Source organism: Chryseobacterium sp. GP-SGM7 (assembly GCF_049166575.1).
In the GTDB taxonomy this organism is placed as follows: domain Bacteria; phylum Bacteroidota; class Bacteroidia; order Flavobacteriales; family Weeksellaceae; genus Chryseobacterium.
Genome location: NZ_JBMHFF010000002.1, coordinates 743,994 through 764,088 on the forward strand (window position 1 = coordinate 743,994; position 20,095 = coordinate 764,088).

The 20,095-nt window shown below is 33.5% G+C and carries 18 protein-coding genes; 9 read left to right on the forward strand and 9 right to left on the reverse strand.

All coding sequences use genetic code 11. The annotated features are described in order from the left end of the window. Positions 1–39: 39 nt before the first annotated feature. Positions 40–600 (reverse strand): hypothetical protein, encoded by a 561-nt coding sequence (locus ACOOWA_RS12080; RefSeq protein ID WP_421375513.1) that lies wholly within the window; start codon positions 598–600, stop codon positions 40–42. 232 nt (positions 601–832) lie between these two features. On the opposite strand from ACOOWA_RS12080, the gene ACOOWA_RS12085 reads away from it, so the two are divergent. The 3 genes from ACOOWA_RS12085 (at position 833) to ACOOWA_RS12095 (ending at position 5,283) form a co-directional block, all read left to right on the forward strand. Continuing rightward, entirely contained in the window at positions 833–3,832 is a 3,000-nt protein-coding gene (locus tag ACOOWA_RS12085) for a LamG-like jellyroll fold domain-containing protein (RefSeq protein ID WP_421375515.1), read from the forward strand. Positions 3,833–3,956: 124 nt separating this feature from the next. Further along, positions 3,957–4,310, forward strand: coding sequence for an ISAon1 family transposase N-terminal region protein (locus ACOOWA_RS12090; RefSeq protein WP_421373629.1), 354 nt, complete (start codon positions 3,957–3,959; stop codon positions 4,308–4,310). A gap of 28 nt (positions 4,311–4,338) precedes the next feature. Further along, the gene (locus tag ACOOWA_RS12095) at positions 4,339–5,283 is read left to right on the forward strand and encodes an ISAon1 family transposase (protein WP_421373631.1); all 945 of its coding nucleotides are present in this window, start codon (positions 4,339–4,341) and stop codon (positions 5,281–5,283) included. 115 nt (positions 5,284–5,398) lie between these two features. Here the strand turns inward: ACOOWA_RS12095 and ACOOWA_RS12100 are convergent, their stop codons facing one another. Beyond that, positions 5,399–5,797 carry a DUF7674 family protein gene (locus ACOOWA_RS12100; protein ID WP_421375517.1) on the reverse strand — a complete coding sequence of 133 codons (399 nt, stop codon included), beginning with the start codon at positions 5,795–5,797 and terminating at the stop codon, positions 5,399–5,401. A 736-nt stretch (positions 5,798–6,533) separates the two neighbouring features. Between ACOOWA_RS12100 and ACOOWA_RS12105 the strand changes: the two genes are divergently transcribed. The 4 genes from ACOOWA_RS12105 to ACOOWA_RS12120 all read left to right on the forward strand — a co-directional run bounded on the left by ACOOWA_RS12105 (position 6,534) and on the right by ACOOWA_RS12120 (position 11,716). Further along, entirely contained in the window at positions 6,534–7,547 is a 1,014-nt protein-coding gene (locus ACOOWA_RS12105) for a nucleoid-associated protein (RefSeq protein WP_421375518.1), read from the forward strand. Positions 7,548–7,862: 315 nt separating this feature from the next. Beyond that, complete coding sequence (locus ACOOWA_RS12110; protein ID WP_421375519.1) at positions 7,863–10,070, forward strand: ATP-binding protein; 2,208 nt, start codon at positions 7,863–7,865, stop codon at positions 10,068–10,070. 12 nt (positions 10,071–10,082) lie between these two features. Continuing rightward, the gene (locus ACOOWA_RS12115) at positions 10,083–10,634 is read left to right on the forward strand and encodes a biliverdin-producing heme oxygenase (protein ID WP_421375521.1); all 552 of its coding nucleotides are present in this window, start codon (positions 10,083–10,085) and stop codon (positions 10,632–10,634) included. A gap of 155 nt (positions 10,635–10,789) precedes the next feature. Continuing rightward, positions 10,790–11,716: a malate dehydrogenase gene (locus tag ACOOWA_RS12120; RefSeq protein ID WP_074229525.1), complete on the forward strand. Its 927-nt coding sequence runs from the start codon at positions 10,790–10,792 to the stop codon at positions 11,714–11,716. 122 nt (positions 11,717–11,838) lie between these two features. Here the strand turns inward: ACOOWA_RS12120 and ACOOWA_RS12125 are convergent, their stop codons facing one another. The 4 genes from ACOOWA_RS12125 to ACOOWA_RS12140 all read right to left on the reverse strand — a co-directional run bounded on the left by ACOOWA_RS12125 (position 11,839) and on the right by ACOOWA_RS12140 (position 14,756). After that, positions 11,839–12,402: a hypothetical protein gene (locus tag ACOOWA_RS12125; protein ID WP_421375523.1), complete on the reverse strand. Its 564-nt coding sequence runs from the start codon at positions 12,400–12,402 to the stop codon at positions 11,839–11,841. Positions 12,403–12,416: 14 nt separating this feature from the next. Continuing rightward, on the reverse strand, positions 12,417–13,286 hold the full coding sequence (locus tag ACOOWA_RS12130; RefSeq protein WP_421375524.1) for a hypothetical protein: 870 nt from the start codon (positions 13,284–13,286) through the stop codon (positions 12,417–12,419). Between the two features lie 113 nt (positions 13,287–13,399). Beyond that, complete coding sequence (locus ACOOWA_RS12135; RefSeq protein ID WP_421375526.1) at positions 13,400–13,786, reverse strand: glycine-rich domain-containing protein; 387 nt, start codon at positions 13,784–13,786, stop codon at positions 13,400–13,402. A gap of 64 nt (positions 13,787–13,850) precedes the next feature. Then, a complete protein-coding gene (locus tag ACOOWA_RS12140) occupies positions 13,851–14,756 on the reverse strand; it encodes an NAD(P)/FAD-dependent oxidoreductase (RefSeq protein WP_421375527.1) in 906 nt (301 codons plus the stop codon). Positions 14,757–14,853: 97 nt separating this feature from the next. On the opposite strand from ACOOWA_RS12140, the gene ACOOWA_RS12145 reads away from it, so the two are divergent. Next, complete coding sequence (locus ACOOWA_RS12145) at positions 14,854–15,228, forward strand: Fur family transcriptional regulator (RefSeq protein ID WP_421375528.1); 375 nt, start codon at positions 14,854–14,856, stop codon at positions 15,226–15,228. Between the two features lie 40 nt (positions 15,229–15,268). Here ACOOWA_RS12145 and ACOOWA_RS12150 read toward each other — a convergent pair whose 3' ends face one another. Together ACOOWA_RS12150 and ACOOWA_RS12155 are read right to left on the reverse strand one after the other, a co-directional pair. Continuing rightward, complete coding sequence (locus ACOOWA_RS12150; RefSeq protein WP_421375530.1) at positions 15,269–15,973, reverse strand: hypothetical protein; 705 nt, start codon at positions 15,971–15,973, stop codon at positions 15,269–15,271. Positions 15,974–16,088: 115 nt separating this feature from the next. After that, positions 16,089–17,807 (reverse strand): S41 family peptidase, encoded by a 1,719-nt coding sequence (locus ACOOWA_RS12155; RefSeq protein ID WP_421375532.1) that lies wholly within the window; start codon positions 17,805–17,807, stop codon positions 16,089–16,091. Between the two features lie 244 nt (positions 17,808–18,051). Between ACOOWA_RS12155 and pafA the strand changes: the two genes are divergently transcribed. Beyond that, complete coding sequence (gene pafA, locus ACOOWA_RS12160; protein ID WP_421375533.1) at positions 18,052–19,698, forward strand: alkaline phosphatase PafA; 1,647 nt, start codon at positions 18,052–18,054, stop codon at positions 19,696–19,698. A 59-nt stretch (positions 19,699–19,757) separates the two neighbouring features. Here the strand turns inward: pafA and ACOOWA_RS12165 are convergent, their stop codons facing one another. Beyond that, positions 19,758–20,072, reverse strand: a complete 315-nt coding sequence (locus ACOOWA_RS12165; protein WP_421375535.1) for a barstar family protein — start codon at positions 20,070–20,072, stop codon at positions 19,758–19,760. Positions 20,073–20,095 lie beyond the last annotated feature (23 nt).

Genomic DNA, 20,095 nt, shown 5'->3' on the forward strand with positions numbered 1-20,095 from the left:
TGGAAAAACAAATTTTTTAGATCTTAGAAGAAATCCATTTTATTGATATTTCAAAACCCACAGATCAAAATTATCTCCATTCATAATATAATAGTACCTAAGAATAAGAATTTCTTTAACGTTATCATTATCTATATCTTTCAGGATAATTCCGACTATATGATCTCCTTTAAAATCTAATGTTTTCAAAGCTTTTTTAGTTCCGTTTTGTATTGAAAGTTTAATTTCAGAATAATTTAGTGAATCATATTTACAGGTAATTTCTATTACATTTTCATGATCTAAATAGGCTTTATTTAATTTTTTATTATCAAATTTCGATACCAGTAAATTATTATCTTCCAAAATTTTCAACTCGTTTAATTTTCTAAGAATTTCTGAATCTTCTTGTACCAACAAAGTTGGATTTGATTCATGTAATTTCTTTAATTCTTTTTCGGGTAAATTTTCATGACCTACGTAAGTTCTTCTGAAATTAAGTACTTTATACTCCTGAATTTGTTTCTCAGTTATAGTTGTATTCTGATTTAAAGAATGCTTTGGTTTATTTTCATTACATGAAAATAATTGAAACAAAAAAAGAATGTAAAGAATTTTCATAACTTATTATCAATCAGTTTGTAGATGTTTAAACGCAATATTATCAAAGAAATTTGTAATCCAAAAATAATAAATATAGTCAAAGATTTATTTATAAAAATTTAGATAGCTAGATCTCAATTGTTTTTCAATGTTTCATTTATAATCATTTGATATGTAGAGCGTAGCAGGATGGGGCAGGATGCTTCAGTTTGGGTTTGTTGGTAGATTAGTTCACACAAAATTAATATTCATGAAAAAATCCTTACTTTTTAAGCAGGCTTTTAAATCTTTACTGCTTTGTGGAATTACCTTATCCACAGTTGATCTAAATGCTCAGACTTTGGCATTTCCGGAAGCTACCGGTTTTGGCAGATTTACAACAGGAGCAAGAGGAGCAGCCAATCCTCAAATTTATCTCGTTACGAATTTAAATGACAGTGGAGCAGGATCCTTCCGTGACGCGGTGAGTCAGCCTGGAAGATTTGTGATCTTTAAAGTGGGTGGTATTGTCAATTTGCAATCTGTTGTCGCTGTTGCAAGCAACACAACAATTGCCGGACAAACCGCGCCTGGAGAAGGAATTTTATTTTTAGGACCGCGGGTTTCATTTTCTGGATCTAATAATACGATTGCAAGATTTATGCGTCTCCGTTATGGCGGAACCGCTCAAAATCAGGATGCATCAGGAATTTCAAACGGAGCAAACATCATTCTGGATCACATGACTTTTACTTGGGGAACTGATGAGGTTTTCTCTATCAATTGGGATAATAACGGGAACAGTCCGGATAATATTACCATCCAAAATTCTATTATCGGACAAGGATTGCACCGTCACAATCATTCTGCAGGTGGATTAATGCAGCCTTCTGCAGGCGGAAAAATCAGTTTGATCGGAAATTTATACATCTGTAATAAAACCCGGAATAATAAAGTAAAAGGAATTAATGAGTTTGTAAACAATGTTGTTTACAACTGGGGAAATTACGGAAACACCTATGGTCACACACAATCTGGTGAAGCGTACATTATGGGCGGAGATTCTGCGGGAGCTTCTTTTGTGAATATCATCAATAATTATTTTATCGGAGGGCCGAATACAAGCGGTACAGTTACGACACCTTTCAGCGTTGGAAATGCCAATTTCAATCTATATGGCTCCGGAAATTATTTTGATAATAATAAAAACGGAATTTTAGACGGAACTTTAGTTCCACAGGATTTGACGGGTTATCCGGTTGGTGATGTAACGGCAATTCAGTCAACCTCATATGATTATCCGATGAAAAATCCAACTCTGACTGCTCAAGGTGCATTCGATAATATTATTGCAGGCGTTGGAGCATCTTACCCTAAACGTGATCAGGTAGATCAGTTGATGGTTTCAGATTTACAATCAAAAGGAACAACAGCGACTTATGTGTATGTACAAACTGATTTAACGACCCAGTTTGGATTTACCAACGGTGGAGCAGGGCATATTTATGGCGCTCCGGCTCCTTTAGATACAGACAATGACGGAATGCCCGATGCATGGGAAATTTCACATGGTCTGAATCCTAATGTTGCCGATGCTTTGGCTGTAAGTTCTACCAATGCACCTTATCTGAATATTGAGGTTTACATTAATGGTTTACCAAATACTCCTGCTCCGGATTTTGTTATTCCGCCTACTGGTACGAATTTTACCAATGCCTTAACTTCTGGAACTCCGGCTTCAAGCGCTCTTACAGTGAACTGGAGTGATAATGCAACGAATGAAACCCATTATGTTTTAGAACGTTCACTAAACGGAACTGCGTTTACGGTGATCGCTACACTTCCTGCAAATACTACAAGTTATAATGAAACAGGGCTTACTCCAAATACGCAATACTATTACAGAGTAAAAGCAGTGAATGCTACAGATTCTTCTGTATATACACCGAATGCTTCTGTTACTACGCCTCCTGTTCCTTCAGCTCCTACGAAAGCAACTGCTCCGAATCCTTCAAACGGATTTAATGATGTACAATTAGCCAACGGAAATCTTCTTTTAAAATGGACAGGAAGTACAAACACAACCAATTATACTGTGTTTTTTGGAACAGATCCTCAAAATTTAAGCAATATAGCTACAGTTCCTTATTCTGCTACACCGTCATATCAGTTAAGTAATTTAAATACGGCAACCAATTATTATTGGAGAATAGATTCTTCCAATTCTTTAGGTGCAGTGACAGGAGATGTCTGGAATTTCCGTGCGCTCACTCCAAGTCTTGTCGGGAACTGGCCATTTTCAGAAGCTCCTTTTTCGGGTGAACAAATTGCAGATCTTACATCTTACGCCAATAACGGAACTTTGAATGTTGCTTATGACAATGCAAGCATAAGAGTTCCCGGAAAAGAAAATTATGCCTTGGATTTGGCAACTTCTCCCAACACTCCTTATATAGCAAGTATTCCGCATCAGGACCAGATTTTATTTAATACCAATTCTTTTACCGTTTCGTATTGGATGAAAGCTCCTGTAACTATGATTCCAACTTCTTCGGCGACAAGTTTATATGTGTTGTGTAAAGGTTCTTTCACGAAAAATCTTACGACAGGTGCTACAGGAAAACGTTTTAATGTAGAAATAAAAGGTGGTCAACTACGCTATGCGATTGATGATGACATCACGAAAAAAGAAATAACGTCTCCCATTGCCAATTATTTTACCAATAACTGGGTTCATGTTGTGATTCAAAGAGATGTTACAGCTCATAAAATGAGAATTTACACCAATGGAGTTTTGAGTTCTGAAGGTGATGAAACTGCGGTTACCGGAATTGGTGAAGCAAGTGATTTAATCATCGGAAATATCGGTGAGCTTGAATTTCAGGCTACAACTAACGCTCCGGCTCCTTACAAAGGTGCTTTTGATGAACTGAAAATGTACAATTATGCCTTATCTGCCACAGAAATTTCTGCTTTGTACAATCAGGCAGTTTTGAGTAATTCAGAATTCAGCATCAGTAAAAATGTAGGTTCTGTCTATCCGAATCCTGTAAAAGATCAGATCAATATTAAGCTTCCTGAGTATAAAAAATCCAGTTTAACCGCTACAATAATGGATATGTCTGGAAAAGTTATCGTAAAAGAAAATGTAAAAGCTAATGGAAACGGAATTTTCAATTTAAATATTGCGGGTAAAAAAGTTTCAGGAAATTATATTCTGAATGTCTCGGGAGAAAATATCAACAGTAACTTTAAAATTATTGTTCAGTAAAAATCAATACACAATTTAATACATTCATATTTTATCTATTTTTTAAAACCTTTCATGTTTCTGGAAGGTTTTAAAGGATCAATCTCAAAACTTGGGGAGCAAAATAAAATAATAACTTTGCAGGATGTTAAACGATGCCGAACTTTTTAAATTATTTTTACCGGAACTCTTGATTGAACATTTTGAGATTGTGAAATTTGAAGAGGAAAATAAAATTCTCCATATTTATTTTGAAGAGAAAAATACAGCTCCCAAAGAGTTTTCCACACTCATTTTGCAGTCAAAAGGATTTGTTCCTGAAATTACGGCAGATGATTTTCCTCTCCGCGGAAAAACCGTAAAACTCCATATTAAACGCAGAAGATGGACGGAAACAAAAACCGGAAAGATTATTCAGAGAGACTGGAATCTTATTGCCAATGGAACGCGCATGACACAGGATTTTGCCGAGTTCTTAAAAAAAATCAGCCGATACTAAAGCACTTCCCTGCAAAACAATTGGCGAGATGTATGGCGTGGATGGTAAGAAATTCCAAAGGCAGTATAAACAAAGCCTCAGCAATTTTAACGATTGGGAACAAAAACCGCATGCTGAAGAACAGATTCTTTATCCTGAAAATATCTCATCACAGCTCTCCATTGACGAAGTAGCACTTTCCGAGGGTGAACTCTACACCGTTTTAACCTCAAAAAAGGCAAAAGGCAGAAAAGGATGTCTTGTTGCTGTTATCAGGGGAACAAAAAGTGAAACCGTCATTGAACATCTTTTAAAATTAAGTAGAAAAACACGAATGAAAGTTAAAGAAATCACTCTTGATATGGCAGGTTCAATGAAGCTGATTGCTAAAAGATGTTTTCCGGCTGCAACGCAGGTTATAGACCGTTTCCACGTTCAGAAGCTTGCCACCGAAGCGCTGCAGGAGATAAGAATAAAACACCGCTGGGAAGCTATTGAGCTGGAAAATGAGCTTTTGGAAAGATCTAAAGAAAAAGAAGTAAAAACAGAAATTGAAATTTTCAGCAATGGCGATACCAGAAAACAGCTTTTGGCAAGAAGCAGATACCTCTTATACAAAAGCAAAGAGAAATGGACTCTGGAACAAACTCACAGAGCGGAAATTTTATTTTATCAGTATCCCGATTTGGAAAAAGCATACAGTCTGTCTGATGGACTTCGCAAAATTTACAATCAAAATATCACGAAATCGGTGGCGATGCTCAAGCTGGCGCACTGGTTCAAGAACGCTGAGGAATCCGGATTTAAATCTTTCAACACCTTAATGAAAACAATAATGCTAAACTATAATGGTATTCTAAATTACTTTAATGCACGCAGTACAAATGCTTCAGCAGAATCTTTCAATGCAAAAATTAAAAACTTCAGATTACAGCTGCGAGGCGTAAGGGATAAATCGTTTTTCCTATTCAGATTATATAAACTTTTTGCTTAGTCCCCAAGTTTTGAGATTGAGCCGTTTTAAATTTTCTGTAAAATAATTTATTTGTTCAAAATAGAAAATCCCGAAGCGTAATTGCCCCGGGATTTTTCGTGATATATAATGTGATTTAGTGTCTCTTGAATAATACTTCGTCCATTTTCGTCTGCTTAACATAAATTCTCTGGAAACTTAAAGGCATATATTGATATAAAATATTCCATTGATGGATATCGGTTTGCTTTTTAAAACTTCTGAAAGATCTTACAAATAGATTCTCAATCATTTGTTTTACAGTAATTGTTCCGTTTCTGTAAAGCCAGTCCATCATTTTGATATTGTGATTTACAATGTTGATCTTCGATTCCTGTAAAAGATTTTTCAAATGATCTACTGTTGTTTGTATTACGCCTGCAAAATTGTTTTGCACAGAAAGTTTCTCAATTTCATTTTGCAGTGAAGGATAAAATACCTTTAAATGTTCAATTGCCCCGTTTTCATTAATTCCCTTCTTCTCAATATTTTTCATTTTTAGATATTTTTTTTTAGAACATTCATACATTAGCTAAAACTGTACCAAGTTTTTCATTTAATATTAAAAAAATGGTTCTCTTTAAAAATAGTTTAAAAAATTTATTTTTTTTTAAAAACTGTTTATTAATCGTCATTTCAAAATATTATTATTTCTATTATTTGTGATTTAAAATCTAATTCATTGATTTTTAATGTGATTAATTGATATTGATTTTTATTGTTTTGTAATGAAACGTTTAAATTATGTAATGAAATTTTTTCCATTAATCCACAATCCGTCATAACTGAAAGAACTTAGGTTTTCTTGGTTAAGTTTACACCTTTGTTTTAGCTTAAATAGGGTTTACTATTTAAAAATTCTTTATTTGACTTTGTATTAAACTTAAAAAATAGCAGATGTTCACATTTCATATGAATATCCGTTTTAATCATAAAGCTAAAATTAGCACCCACTATGTCATTTCGTAGAAATCAAAACTGCTTTATTTTCAAAATGTTGAGATTGACTTCGTAAAACTATATTGTTAGGTTTCCTGAATAATGACAAACGAAACGTTAAAGCCAATGTGTCACTAATTAAAGAGATTCGTATTTTTTTTAATATCAAAATTTAATTCTCGTTTATTTTTATCTATTTTAAGTCTTATGAATCAAAAAAATCTGTGAGAACAAAAATTTATTCCTTTTTAACTTTCAGAATAAATATATTTGCAGTCCAATAAAAATCAAAGATGTTTACAAAAATTGTAGTCCACAGAGTCGGAAATAAAATCAACGGAGAATCACTTATACTTTCTCAGGAAGAGCTTCAATTGGATGAAGGTACTGTAGAAATGCTTGAAAATTATTTTTTAGGTTCATTTAAAACTGAAGAAACGTATCAGTTTTACAGCGATACATATTTGGTAAACAATCCGGTTTTTAGTTCGGTTTCTGAGATTTTTGAAGACAAAGCGAAGTTTCTTTGGGAAGCAGAGAATATTGCAAAACATCTTTTCGAAGCGGCAGAAAATCCACGGGTTCAGGGTGGAGAATTATTTATTGTTTTCTTTGAAGACGAAAGGGAAAGCGACGAAAGAGTGGATAAAATCGGAATTTTTAAAACAGAAAAGAGAGATTCATTCTTAAAAATATTTCCTAAAAACGAATCTTTCGAATTGGAAAAAGATCAGGGAATCAGCTTGTCAAAAATCGATAAAGCAGCTCTTATTTATAATAATCATAAAGAAAATGGTTATGTACTTTCTGTGGTTGATAATAACAAAAACGGAGATATGTACTATTGGTTTGAAGATTTCCTGAAGGTAAAACAGCGTGATGATGAATATTTTCACACGCAGGAAGCTTTGATGGTTTACAAAGATTATATTGTGAAGCAACTTCCGCAGGAGTTTGAGGTTTCAAAAGCAGATCAGGCGGATTTTTTAAATAAGTCGATTAATTTTTTTAAAGAAAAAGAAGAATTTAAGCTGGATGATTTTGCTGCTGAAGTTTTGGTGGATGAGCACGTTATTGAGAGTTTTAATAATTTTAAAACCGATTACGAGCAGGATATGCAGATTAATATTTCTGAAGAATTCCCGATTAGTGAAGCAGCGGTAAAAAAAACGCAGCGTCATTTCAAAAGTATTATTAAGTTAGATAAAAATTTCCATATTTATATTCACGGAGACCGAAAAATGCTGGAGCAGGGACAGGATGAAAAAGGGAAATACTATATGCTTTACTTTGATAAAGAAGTGTAATCTTTCGATTCATATAATATTCACAACTATAGATTATTTAAACAAAAAAAGCATTTTACTTTGTTAAAAATCAATGGATTAAAGAATGAAATTGAATAGGAATTAAGTATTTATTTTGATTCATTCTATAATAAGGGATTTTGGAATTAATAATTATTAATTTTTGTTAGGAATTATTGTGTTAAATTAATAAATATTATAAAATAATTTAATTAATTTTAAATGTTAATAATTGTCTTTGACGGATAATTAATTACATACCACATATGTCTTTGTGAATTACAAATTAAGTACCTTTGATATTTATTAGTTACTATGAATTTTGTAGAATGTCATGATGAGCCCATCCATATTCCGGGCTATATACAAAGTTTTGGATACTTGATTGGCATTGACACAGCTTCTCTTACCATCTCTTTTTTCAGTGAAAATATTAGTGAGATTTTCAAAATGGAAAACTCCAGAGACCTTTTTGGTCAAAAACTTTCACATTTTCCGGAGATTTTTCAGAACGTTATCAATTCTGAAATTTTTCAGGATGCAGATTTTCTTGAAAGGAGAGAAAACGAAACCTATTTTGATAAAATTTTTATAGGCGAAAAGCAGTTTCACTTTTCTGTGTTTCGCGCAAATGATTATATATATCTTGAGTTTGAAGCAGTTGCCGAAAACTCTCAAAAGCGCATCACCAACAAATACGATAATTTTTATATTGTAGATAATGATCAGGAAATTTGGGATCAGCTTCTCCTTACACTGTTCAATATTATTAGCTATGACCGGGTGATGGTTTATAAGTTTATGAACGATGGTTCCGGGAAAGTAATTGCCGAGAAGACCAACAATCATCTCGAAAGTTACCTGGGACTTCATTATCCCGAACACGATATTCCGAGACAGGCGCGCGAACTATATAAAAAGAAAAGAAAAAGAATATTTTCAAATGTTTATACCGAGCCTGTTCCTATTTTAAGCCTTAAAGATACGCAGATTGATCTCACATTTTCGGCGTTAAGAGCAATGTCGCCTATTCATGGTCAGTACATCAAAAATTCGGGGGCTTCTTCAAGCTTCAGTATTTCTATTATTATTGATGATAAATTGTGGGGCTTGGTTACTTGCCAAAATTCTGAGCCGAAACATATTGATCTCGAAAATCGTGTACAGGCAGGGATTTTCACTGTTCTGGCTTCGAATGCTTATTCTTCTTTCAAAGCTAAAAAAGAGTTGGGATACAGATTGGATCTCAATGAAAAATTAAGCTATCTGAAATCTGAATTTCTAAAACACGGAAGTTTATTTAATTCTTTGAATGCGCATAAAACAGATTTAAAATTAATACCGAAAGCAGACGGCCTGGTAATTATTTCAGATAACGAAATCGTAACAGATGGTGTCACTCCGGATAAAGAAGTTATTAATCATATTATAGATTGGGCTTATCAAAATACGTCTGAAAACATTTTTGTAAGCAACAGTTTTTTGAAAGATCACGGTCAGGAATTAAATTTAAATTCAGATACTGCCGGAATTATCATTTATTTTATTGAAAGAAGTAAAAAGGAAATTTTAATCTGGTTCAGAAAAGAATTTGACGAACATATCAACTGGGCCGGAAATCCTGAAAAAAAAGTTGATGTTTTTTCTAAAGACGGTATAGAAACTCAGTTTGTTTCGCCTCGCCAGTCTTTTGAAGTTTTTACCGAAAATATCAGAGGAAGTTCAAAAAGATGGGGTTCTAAAAATTTAATTGCGGTAAAGCTGATCCGGGATTTGATTTTAGAAACTTCGCATAAACAGTATATTACCATTAAAAAACTAAATGATCAGCTAAAAAAAGTAAATGAAGAGCTGGATAGTTTTTCGTACACAATTTCACACGATCTGGGAACTCCGCTTACGGTAATGAAACTAAATGCTCAGATGCTTCTCAAAAGCTATGGAGAAACCTCAGATAAGAATAAAAATAAAATCAATTCTATCATCGATGAAATCGACAATATGGCAGAAATGATGCAGAATGTTCTTCAGCTGAGCCGCGCAAAACATAGTGAGATTCAGCTTGAAAATATAGAGACCAATCAAACGATTCAGAAAATTACAGAGAATGCAAAAATGACTTACGATACACAGAAAAGTGTTGTCGTAATCAAAGAATGCCCGGAAGTTTTGGCAGATAAAACATTGCTGCATCAGGTATTTTTAAATATCATCAATAATGCTGTGAAATATTCATCAGATCAGGAACAGCCTATTATAGAAATCGAAGGAACTGAACAGGGCGACAAAATCATTTATAGAATCAAAGACAACGGAATCGGAATTCCTGAGGAAAATAAACACAAAATGTTTAAGATTTTCAACAGGATGGATAATGCCAAAAAGTTTAAAGGAAATGGAGTAGGATTGTCTATTGTTCATAGAATTATGAATAGATTGGGCGGGAGTGTAGACTATGAAAGCACTCATGAGGGTACTTGTTTTATTTTAACGTTTCAAAAGCCTAAATTTGTGAAAATTTAAACGCTAAAAACAATGGTATCTGAGTATTTAAAACAAAACACTGCCGAGTTTCATGATGCAGCCGAGAAATTATTTAGTTCTGATAAAATTTTCAGCAAAACTTTCACTTTAGAAGATTACAAAAAAATCATCAATACCAATTATCTGATGCTTCTTCACAGTGAAAACAAGATATTCACCAATCTTTCAGATAAATTCTCTGAAAAACTTCAGTTAGACAAAAGGGTAAAGCTTCCATTAATTGAAAAAGATCTGTTAAGTTTAGATTTAGAAAATCAAACGGCTTCTCACGATTTTGAGTTGGCAAATGATTACGAAGCTTTGGGAGCAATGTATGTCATTGAAGGTTCTACTTTAGGTGGAAATGTTATTGCAAAACAGCTTTCTAAAACAGAAGGTTTTGATAATGTAACGTTTAATTTCTTCGGTTGTTACCAGGAAAATACAGGGCCGATGTGGAAAAACTTCAAAGAGGTTTTGGATACCGAGGTTACTGAAAAAAACTACAACGAAGTATTGGAAGGTGCTAAAAAATTATATACGTTTTTGCTAAACGTAAACTAATTTATATCATATATAATTAAATTCCCGAAAGATTGCTCAATTTTTCGGGAATTTGTACATTTGGGAAGCAAAAAATTAAACTAATAAATAATAAAAAGTACATTATGAAACTATAAAGTTCCATAATACAAATAAAAACAATAAATAAATATATTATGAAAGTAACCGTAGTAGGTGCAGGTGCTGTAGGAGCAAGTTGTGCAGAATACATCGCAATGAAAGACTTCTGTTCAGAAGTAGTTTTAGTAGATATTAAAGAAGGTTTTGCTGAAGGAAAAGCAATGGATTTGATGCAGACTGCATCTTTGAACGGATTTGATACAAAAATTACGGGTACAACAGGAGATTACAGCAAAACAGCAGGTTCTCACGTTGCAGTTATCACTTCTGGTATCCCGAGAAAACCGGGAATGACCAGAGAAGAATTAATCGGTATCAATGCTGGAATCGTAAAAGAAGTTACCGAAAACTTGGTGAAAAATTCTCCTGAGGTAATCATCATCGTGGTTTCTAATCCAATGGATACTATGGCTTATTTGGTACATAAAACTTCAGGTCTTCCTAAGCACAAAATCATCGGTATGGGTGGTGCTTTAGATTCTGCAAGATTCAAATACAGATTAGCTGAAGCTTTAGAAGCTCCAATTTCTGATGTTGACGGAATGGTAATCGCAGCTCACAGTGATACAGGAATGTTACCTCTATTAAGCAAAGCAACAAGAAACGGAGTTCCTGTAACTGAGTTTCTTGACGAAGCAAAACAAAAATACGTTATCGAAGAAACTAAAGTTGGTGGTGCTACATTAACAAAATTATTAGGAACTTCAGCTTGGTACGCTCCGGGTGCTGCAGTTTCTGTAATGGTTCAGGCAATTGCTTGTGACCAAAAGAAAATGATCCCTTGTTCATTAATGCTTGACGGAGAATATGGCGAAAGCGATATCTGTCTTGGTGTTCCTGCAATTATCGGGAAAAACGGTGTAGAAAGCATTGTAACAATTTCTTTAACTGAAGAAGAAAAAGCTAAATTCGCTGAAGCTGCACAGGCAGTAAGAGAAGTAAATGGTGATTTGAAATTCTAATCGATTAGAATATTTTACATAAATGAATCCGCACTCGAAAGGTTGCGGATTCTTTTTTTGTCTAAATTTAACTCTAAAACTTCGATCATGAATGGGCATTATTTAAGAATTTACTTCCTACATTATCCACCAAAATCTCCACAATCATGCTCTTCAAATTTTTCAATCAAACGTTGTGGTACATAATATTCTGAAATCCTTTTGTTTTTAAGTTGAGGTTTTTTGCCTTCGATGGAAAGTTTGTAAATCGGGTCATTCTCAACTTTAGTGAAAATAAAAGTAGCATCGGAAGTGATTATCTTCAAACTATTTTCTGAATTTTCATATTTGAATTCTTTGTATCTGTGAAAATCATTTTTCTCACATAGACTTACAAGGTCAAAATTCTTTTTGTTAAATTTAAATTCGGCTAGATCACATGCATAACAATTTCCCGTAAATTCAATTCCGTATTTTTTGAAAACATCTTTATTTTTTACATCCTTAATTTCAATCGGAACCAAATTGCTGAATTCCAGCCAGTCAATGTCCTTAAATTTCTTTTCTGCCACAGGTATTTTAATAGTTTCAGACTCCGAAGTTTGCTGAGTGCTTCCCAACGGTTTTGCAGTTTCTTTGTTTTCATATTTGCAGGAAAAAGTAGTCAATAAAATAACTGAAGAGTATAATAGAATTATGTTTCTCATATTTAAAATTTAAATTAATCTCCTCCGCAACCACCACAACTGCTGCAAGAGCTTCCGCCACAGGAAGAGTAGGAGGACGACGATGAGGTTCCGCAAGTGTTGCTTGAACCATCCGATATATTACGATGGGTAAGCGGAATAAATGAAGTTGTAAGAACTGCAGTTCCCATCAGAAAATAGTTCCATTGCCAATCATCTTTGATTTCCTTTTTTGTTAAAATAACTTTTTTGTAGACATCAGGAAGAAATTTTATATTGAATAAATTTGTCAATCTAAATAGATATCCAATCATAAAAAAGGTTAATAAAATAACAATAAAACTTATTTGAAAAATCGGTTTTTCATGTAAAATTCCTGTTGCAATCCTAAGAAATCCAAACATAATTAATGACAGAAAAACAATGAAATTCAAAACAAATAAATTGGATAAAATTTTAGATCTGGTAACGTATTTTTTTAATGAATTCATTGATTTAGCAATGTTTAAAAATACCGGTTTTAAGAGAAGCTGAGCCAAAAAATTAGAATAAGATGTTTTCCCAAGTTGGTTTAGTAAATCCATAATTTGTTGTTGTTCTCTTGATTGAATTACAGTTAATTCACAAGTACTGATCGTTTTGTCTGCATTAATTTTAATTGAGCCATTGTCGATAAGTTCACATATACTTCCGTTGATAGCTGATGAAATGTTTCCGTTTTTTAAATAAATCAGTTCATAAGAATTAAGATCAAAAACGAAAGAATCCTGGTGAAATAAATTGATGGTTTTCTGAAATTTTCTTCCATTAAACCATTGTAAAAATACAACTGAAATAATGATTAATCCTAAATACAAGAGAATGAAATCAGGATTTTTTATGCTGAAATATACTGGTTTCAACAAAAATAGAGTGGAATTGTGAAAATAATAAATGATAATATTCCTATATTTATAGCAGTTCTGAGCTTGAATTTTGATTTTCTGAGATTCAGGCCTTCGTAAGGATTTGAGTGGTTTCAAATATTTTCGGGCTGATTTCCGAAGTGAGTTTCGTATAATTTTTTTGTACGCTCTTTTGCTAATTTAAATTTCTGAAAATCTTTTTTATTGTGTGTAGAAGGAATATGCTGAATCTGCTTTCCCAGAATTTTACAAAAATCTGAATAAGATTGAGTAAAAATAAGATGTTGATGCCAAACCGTATCTACAATTTCTGACGGCGAAACCATCTTATCTGAAACGGCAGCCAGATACATGAATTTTTTGTATTCTAAAATTGCCTGTTTTGTGAAATTTTGATTCCAATAATTTTCGTCAGCTAGCCTCAGTGTAAAATCATATTCACTTCGAGGAAGATCAAAGTCGAACTTCTCAATTTTTCCCCAAATATCTTTATTCATCATATTTTTGAATATTGAACTTAAAGATAAGTAATTTTAGGATTGAAAATATTTTAAAATTGATTATCTAAAAACAATCCGTCACCAGTTCCATATTTACCATTGCTCCTGCAACATTTCCAGTCATTACAGCATTTGAAACCGAACGCATCATTGAAGAATTATCACCACAGCCAAAAACTCCCGGAATGTTTGTTTTTTGCATAAAATCGACTTTGATATGACCAAATTCTGTAAACTCACAGCCAAGCTGTTTTGGGATTTCCGAATGTTGTTTAAATGGGAATGCTCCATAAACGGCTTCGAATTTTACCTCTTCTCCGTCTGAGAAAATAATGCTTTCAACAATTCCGTTTTGATGTTTTAGCTCTGAAATTCCGCTTTCAATAATTTCAATTTTATTATTTTTCAATTTTTGTAATTGTTCTTCTGTAAATTTGCCTTTTCCTTTTGTGATTACTGTAACATCATCAGTAAGATTTTTGACCAAAGAAGCAATGTGTACCGCTTTATCTCCGTTGGCAATAATTCCTGTTTTTTTGCCTTTGTATTCGTAGCCATGACAATAGGGGCAATGAATCAGTGAAATTCCCCAACATTCTTCAAAACCTTTAATCTCGGGAATTTCATCTGTAATTCCGGTCGCTAAAATTAGTTTTTTTGAAGTCAGTGTTTCGCCTTTTGCCGTTGTTATTTCAAAACCATTTTCGACTTTTTTACTGTCAATTGCTTTTCCATGATAAAAAGTAATGGTTTCGTACTCTTCAACCTGTTTTTTAGCAAGAGAAACGATTTCTTTAGGAGATTTTCCGTCCTGAGTGAGAAAATTATGAGAATGTGGAGTTTGCTCGTTGCAAGGTTTTCCGCTGTCAATCACTAAAACCTTTCTTAATGATCTTCCTAAAGCCATTGCTGCAGAAAGCCCCGAATAACTTCCGCCGATGATGATTACTTCGTAATGTGCCGCGCTCATAATTCTTAATTTTAAGTTTAAATAAAATATTCTCCTCTGAAAAGTTTGGCAAAGTTAGAATAAATTTTTATTATTGCAACATAATCGCATTAATGGAATGATAAGAAGAAGTACACCTACGAAAGATGCCGTTTTAAATGTTTTAATAAATTCAGAAAAAGCGATGAGTCAGGAAGCTGTTATGAAAAAGGTTAACATCAATATCGACAGAGCGACGATTTACCGCATTCTCAATAGATTTTGTGAAGACGGAATTCTCCACCGCATTGTTGCTGAAGATGGGAAACAGTATTTTGCAGTCTGCATTACATGTGAAGAAAAAAAACAGGCAGATCATCATTTTCATTTCAGATGTACAGAATGTGAAACGATAGAATGTCTTCCTGTTGCCGTTCATTTTTCTCTGGAAAAAGGCTATTCTGTGGAACGTGTTAATTGTATTTTGACTGGAATTTGTAATGATTGTGCATAAAAAAACCTCTGTAGATTTTACAGAGGATTATAATTTGTAACTATTTTTTCTTTGTCTCTAAAGAATCTGTATTAGATTTTTCTCCGACTAACGACATTCTGTTTTCGAAAGGTTTCGCTTCTAAAACGGTAATGCTGGTTTGCTCTTTTCCTAAATTATATTGTACAAAAACGGTTTTTTCGGAAGTTCGGATGATGTATGTATTTACATTTTTCCAGTTGTTGCAGGAATGCATGTAGCCTAAATTGTAAGCTTCCGGCTCTCTTTTTTTTATGCGTTCTACTTCGTTGTCTATTAACGGCTCACCTGCATTTATTTTTATACCGCCTACATTTTTAATCAGTTCATCAAAGCTTTTCTGAATTTCCAAAGGTGAGAATTTTTTATCTTTAAATTCTTCTGATATTCTTATTTCTGCTTTGAAAGTTTTTCCTTCCATCGGTGTATAAGAACCGTGATCGTAGAAATATTCTTTATCAAAATCTTTGGTTTGTCCATTTCCGTGATACGAATTGGGATCTGTGAAAGTGTACCCTTCGGGAAGCTGAAAATAAGGAAATGTTCCGTGAAATTTATCGGTTACAGGAATTTTACTTATGTTGTAACCCGTATCAGAAATGGCTTCAGAAGAATTTTCTTCAGACTGCATATTTTCGGTTTTCTGTTCAATTTGATCCTGATCTTTCTTACTGCATGACCAAAGAGTGAGTGTAGTTAAAGCACTTGTTAAAATAATATTCTTCATATTTCAAGAGATTGAGAAATGTAATTCTGCTCTTCAGGAGTAACAAAATTGATGCTAAAAGGGGTAAATAATTTCAAAAATTATTTTAAATAGCATGCCTTACAATGTATTGCAGTTACCTGATCGACTTTAAAACCCTCTCAAATTCCAAATCTTTATCCTCCAGAATATCTTTGTCGCTGTATTTTATAAGTTCATTGATTCTGATTCCTATTTGTTGGGTCTGAGAATTATCGGGATAGAAAATTCCGTTTCCGGTGAACTCCAGAAGATAATTGCCTGGAAGCTTTACTTTTACAAGATCTCCGTCTCCACCGGAAGTTTGTTGGCCAATCGTTACGGATTGCGGGAAAATTTTCTGCAAACTCATAGAATACCATTCACTTGCGCTTCGGGTTTCTGGATTCACGAGAATGAAAACTTTTCCGTTGTAAGAATGTGTTTTTTTATCTTTAATCTCAGGAAAATAATGCATGGAATCTTCTCTATAGAAGAATGTACCTATATTTTTCAAGTTTGGTGCATAATATTTGCTAAAGTAATTCTCTTTTGGTGAGAAATACTTGTATACATAATGAAAAACAAAGCCTCCCCAATCAGGATAATCTCTCATATCAAAAACGATGGTTTTTTTCATTGAAGCATCGGCTAAAATACTGTCCATTTTTGCATCCATTTTATCATTGTCTGTAGTGTTGATAAATTTGTATGTATCGTCTATTTTAAAGTAAGCAATGTCTTTGTGATTTAATTTTTTACCCTGTGCTTTCAGAATTTTCTCCTTGAGATAATTTTCCAAAACCGCATATTTTTCTTTATTGGTAATGTCAATAAAATCAACAGTTTTAGAGGAGCTCTTGTTATCTTTTAAAGACTGTATTTTTAAGGTTTTTGTTGGGAGATTATCAGTCCAGATCAGGTTGTTTTCGTATTTTGAAAGGGTGTGTTTCAGTTTTTCTTTATTTGAAACAGATATCAGGTCGCCCTTTTCCTTCAGCATTTGGGAAATACTTTTTCCACCGATAGAAGTGATTTTGTCACCAATGTTAATCCCGGCTTTTGCACAAGCATCTGAGAAGATCAGTTTTGTAACCAATAAATGATCGTCTACAATCTGAAAATCAAAAGGTGCAAAGTAAGAAGCGTTAAAAATCTCTTTTTTATTATTCAGTTGACGGTAAAAAGGTAAAGCATGGCTGTCTTCCATTTTGGCAACGAGTTTAGCCATGATAATTTCAAAATCTTTTCGGTTGTTTGATTTCAGGTTTTCCTCCAACATCGTTTTAAAAAATGCATTAAAATCTTTATCCATCAGATATTTATGTGGAAAAAGATAATCTACAACTCCCTGAATTTTTGCTAAAGCCAAAAAACGGTATTCAAGCGGAAGATTTTCTGTTTTTGGAAATGAATATTCCTTTTCATCGCTTACCGATTTTCCTTTGTCTAAAAGCTCGAAATTATATCGATTCCTGTAAATGGTATTCAGCAGAGATTTATTCTCAGAGCTTACTTTTCCGTTCTTCTGAAACCAGTCGAAGTTTTGGTTTTTAGCTAAAACATCTTTTGAAGTTTCTTTCGGAGCTGGAGTCGTGAGGTTTTTATTTAAATGTTGAGATAATTTTCGGATGACCGAATTGAAATCGTCTTTTGAACTGATATTTTTGAAAGTATTTAAAAACAAGCTGTCTACATCTACTTTTCCGCCTGCAACGTCGGGATGATAATATTTTATAAAATTCCATGTTTTAATGAAATCATAATACTGCTTATTCTGAGCAAAAACGACTGAGTTTAAAAGAACAACTGATATAAAAAGAAGAATTTTTTTCATGGTAATAAATAATTGATAATTAATTTAGGTCGGTTTCAAATTTAAAGAAATCAGTTCTAAGAATAAAATAAATTTTTTAAAATTCATAAGAAGCTCAATTGTATAGATTCTAAACTTCTTAAAATATTAGATCGGGTAAAGAGGGTTGTATTTTACGAATTTTTACAATCCAAAATAATTAATTAAAATTTCACACACCAAACTTTCAAAACCCTTAAATTTGTGGTCATTAAAAAGTTATTCAATGTTTAGGAAAATTTCAGTTGCGGCAGTTGCGATGCTGTCTGTGATTACAATCAACGCTCAGAAAAATAAAAATTCACAGGTGGAAAGACCGAAATTGGTTGTAGGTTTGGTTATTGATCAGATGAGGTGGGATTATTTGTACCGCTATTACAGCAAATACGGAAATGACGGTTTCAAAAGACTTTTAAACAAAGGATATTCTCTAAATAATATACATATTCCGTACGTTCCTACAGTTACGGCTTTAGGTCATACTTCAATTTATACAGGATCAGTTCCTGCGATTCACGGGATTGCCGGAAATGACTGGACAGATAAAGAAACGGGCAAAAATGTATACTGTACCACCGACGAAAGTGTAAAACCGGTAGGAACAACCAATGTAAAAGTTGGGAGTCATTCTCCAAAAAACCTTTGGTCTACAACAATTACTGATGAGTTGAGATTGGCAACCAATTTCCAGGGAAAAGTAGTGGGAGTTTCTTTAAAAGACAGAGCTTCAATTCTTCCTGCAGGTCATACTCCGAATGGTGCTTATTGGTTTGATGATTCTTCGGGAAACTTCATCACAAGCACTTGGTACATGAACGATTTACCACAATGGATGAAAGATTTTAATGCACGAAATCTTCCGGATCAGTTAGTGGCAAATGGCTGGAATACTTTGTTACCCATCAGTCAATACACAGAAAGTTCGCCCGACAATTCGCCTTGGGAAGGGCTTCTGGGAAGTTCAAAAACACCTACTTTCCCGTACTCAAATCTTGCTGAAGATTATAAAACTAAAAAAGACAACATCCGATATACTCCTTTCGGAAATACTTTAACGCTGAAATTGGCAGAAGCTTCTATAGAAGGTGAAAACTTAGGAGCAGATGATGTTACTGATATTTTGGCGATTAATTTGGCTTCCACAGATTATGCGGGACATAAATTTGGACCAAATTCCATCGAAGTGGAAGATGTTTATTTAAGATTGGATCAGGATTTAGCGAAATTTTTCAAATATTTAGATGAAAAAGTAGGGAAAAACAAGTACACAATTTTTGTGTCTGCAGATCATGGTGGAGCTCATTCTGTTGGGTTTTTGCAGGAACATAAGATAACAACAGGTTTTTACGGAGAAGGAATGGAAAAAAGCCTGACTGAAAAATTGAAAGCAAAATTTGGAGTTGATAAATTAATTAACGGAGTAGATAATTATCAGATTTATTTCGACAGAAAATTAATTGCGGATAATAATCTGGATTTGGAACTGATTAAGAAATTTGCTGTTCAGGAACTCGAAAATGATCCTTCAGATTTGTATGCCGTTTCTACAACGGCAGTTCAGGAAGCGAGTATTCCGGAGCCTATCAAACAGAGAATTATTAATGGAATCAACAGACAGAGAAGTGGTGATATTCAATTAATTTCTCACGATTCTATGCTTCCTCCGTATTCTAAAACCGGTACAACACACAGTGTCTGGAATTCTTACGATGCACACATTCCTTTAATTTTTATGGGATGGGGAATTAAACATGGGGAAAGCAACAAACAGTATTTTATGACGGATATTGCGCCAACGATTTCTGCTTTGTTACATATTCAGTTTCCGAGCGGAAATGTAGGAAACCCGATTACAGAAGTGATTGGCAGATAAACTTTTTAACAAACCTTCAAGGTTTCAAAAACCTTGAAGGTTTATCATTGAGAACTTTTTTATTCATTTATACTCTCATCAATTTCTTCGTCCTCATCTTGATACTGCTCAAGAAAATAAGTGAAAGTAAAATCTTCAACGTCCTCTTCTGCATCTTCCAAAGTAAGTAAAAGATCTTCGAAAATTTCAAGCTGATCAACGCTTAAATTCACAAACTCGATATGAAGCGGCATTTCCAGTTCGCCTGAAATCACATCAGAAAGTGCATCCAAATTATCTCCAAAATGTTCCGGAAGCTTTATCTTTTCTTTAAGCTGAGTATAAAAATCTTCGTAATCTCCGATGTCTGTAAAGTCGATGTATATTGTGCTCATAGTTTATTTTAATGTTTGCAAAG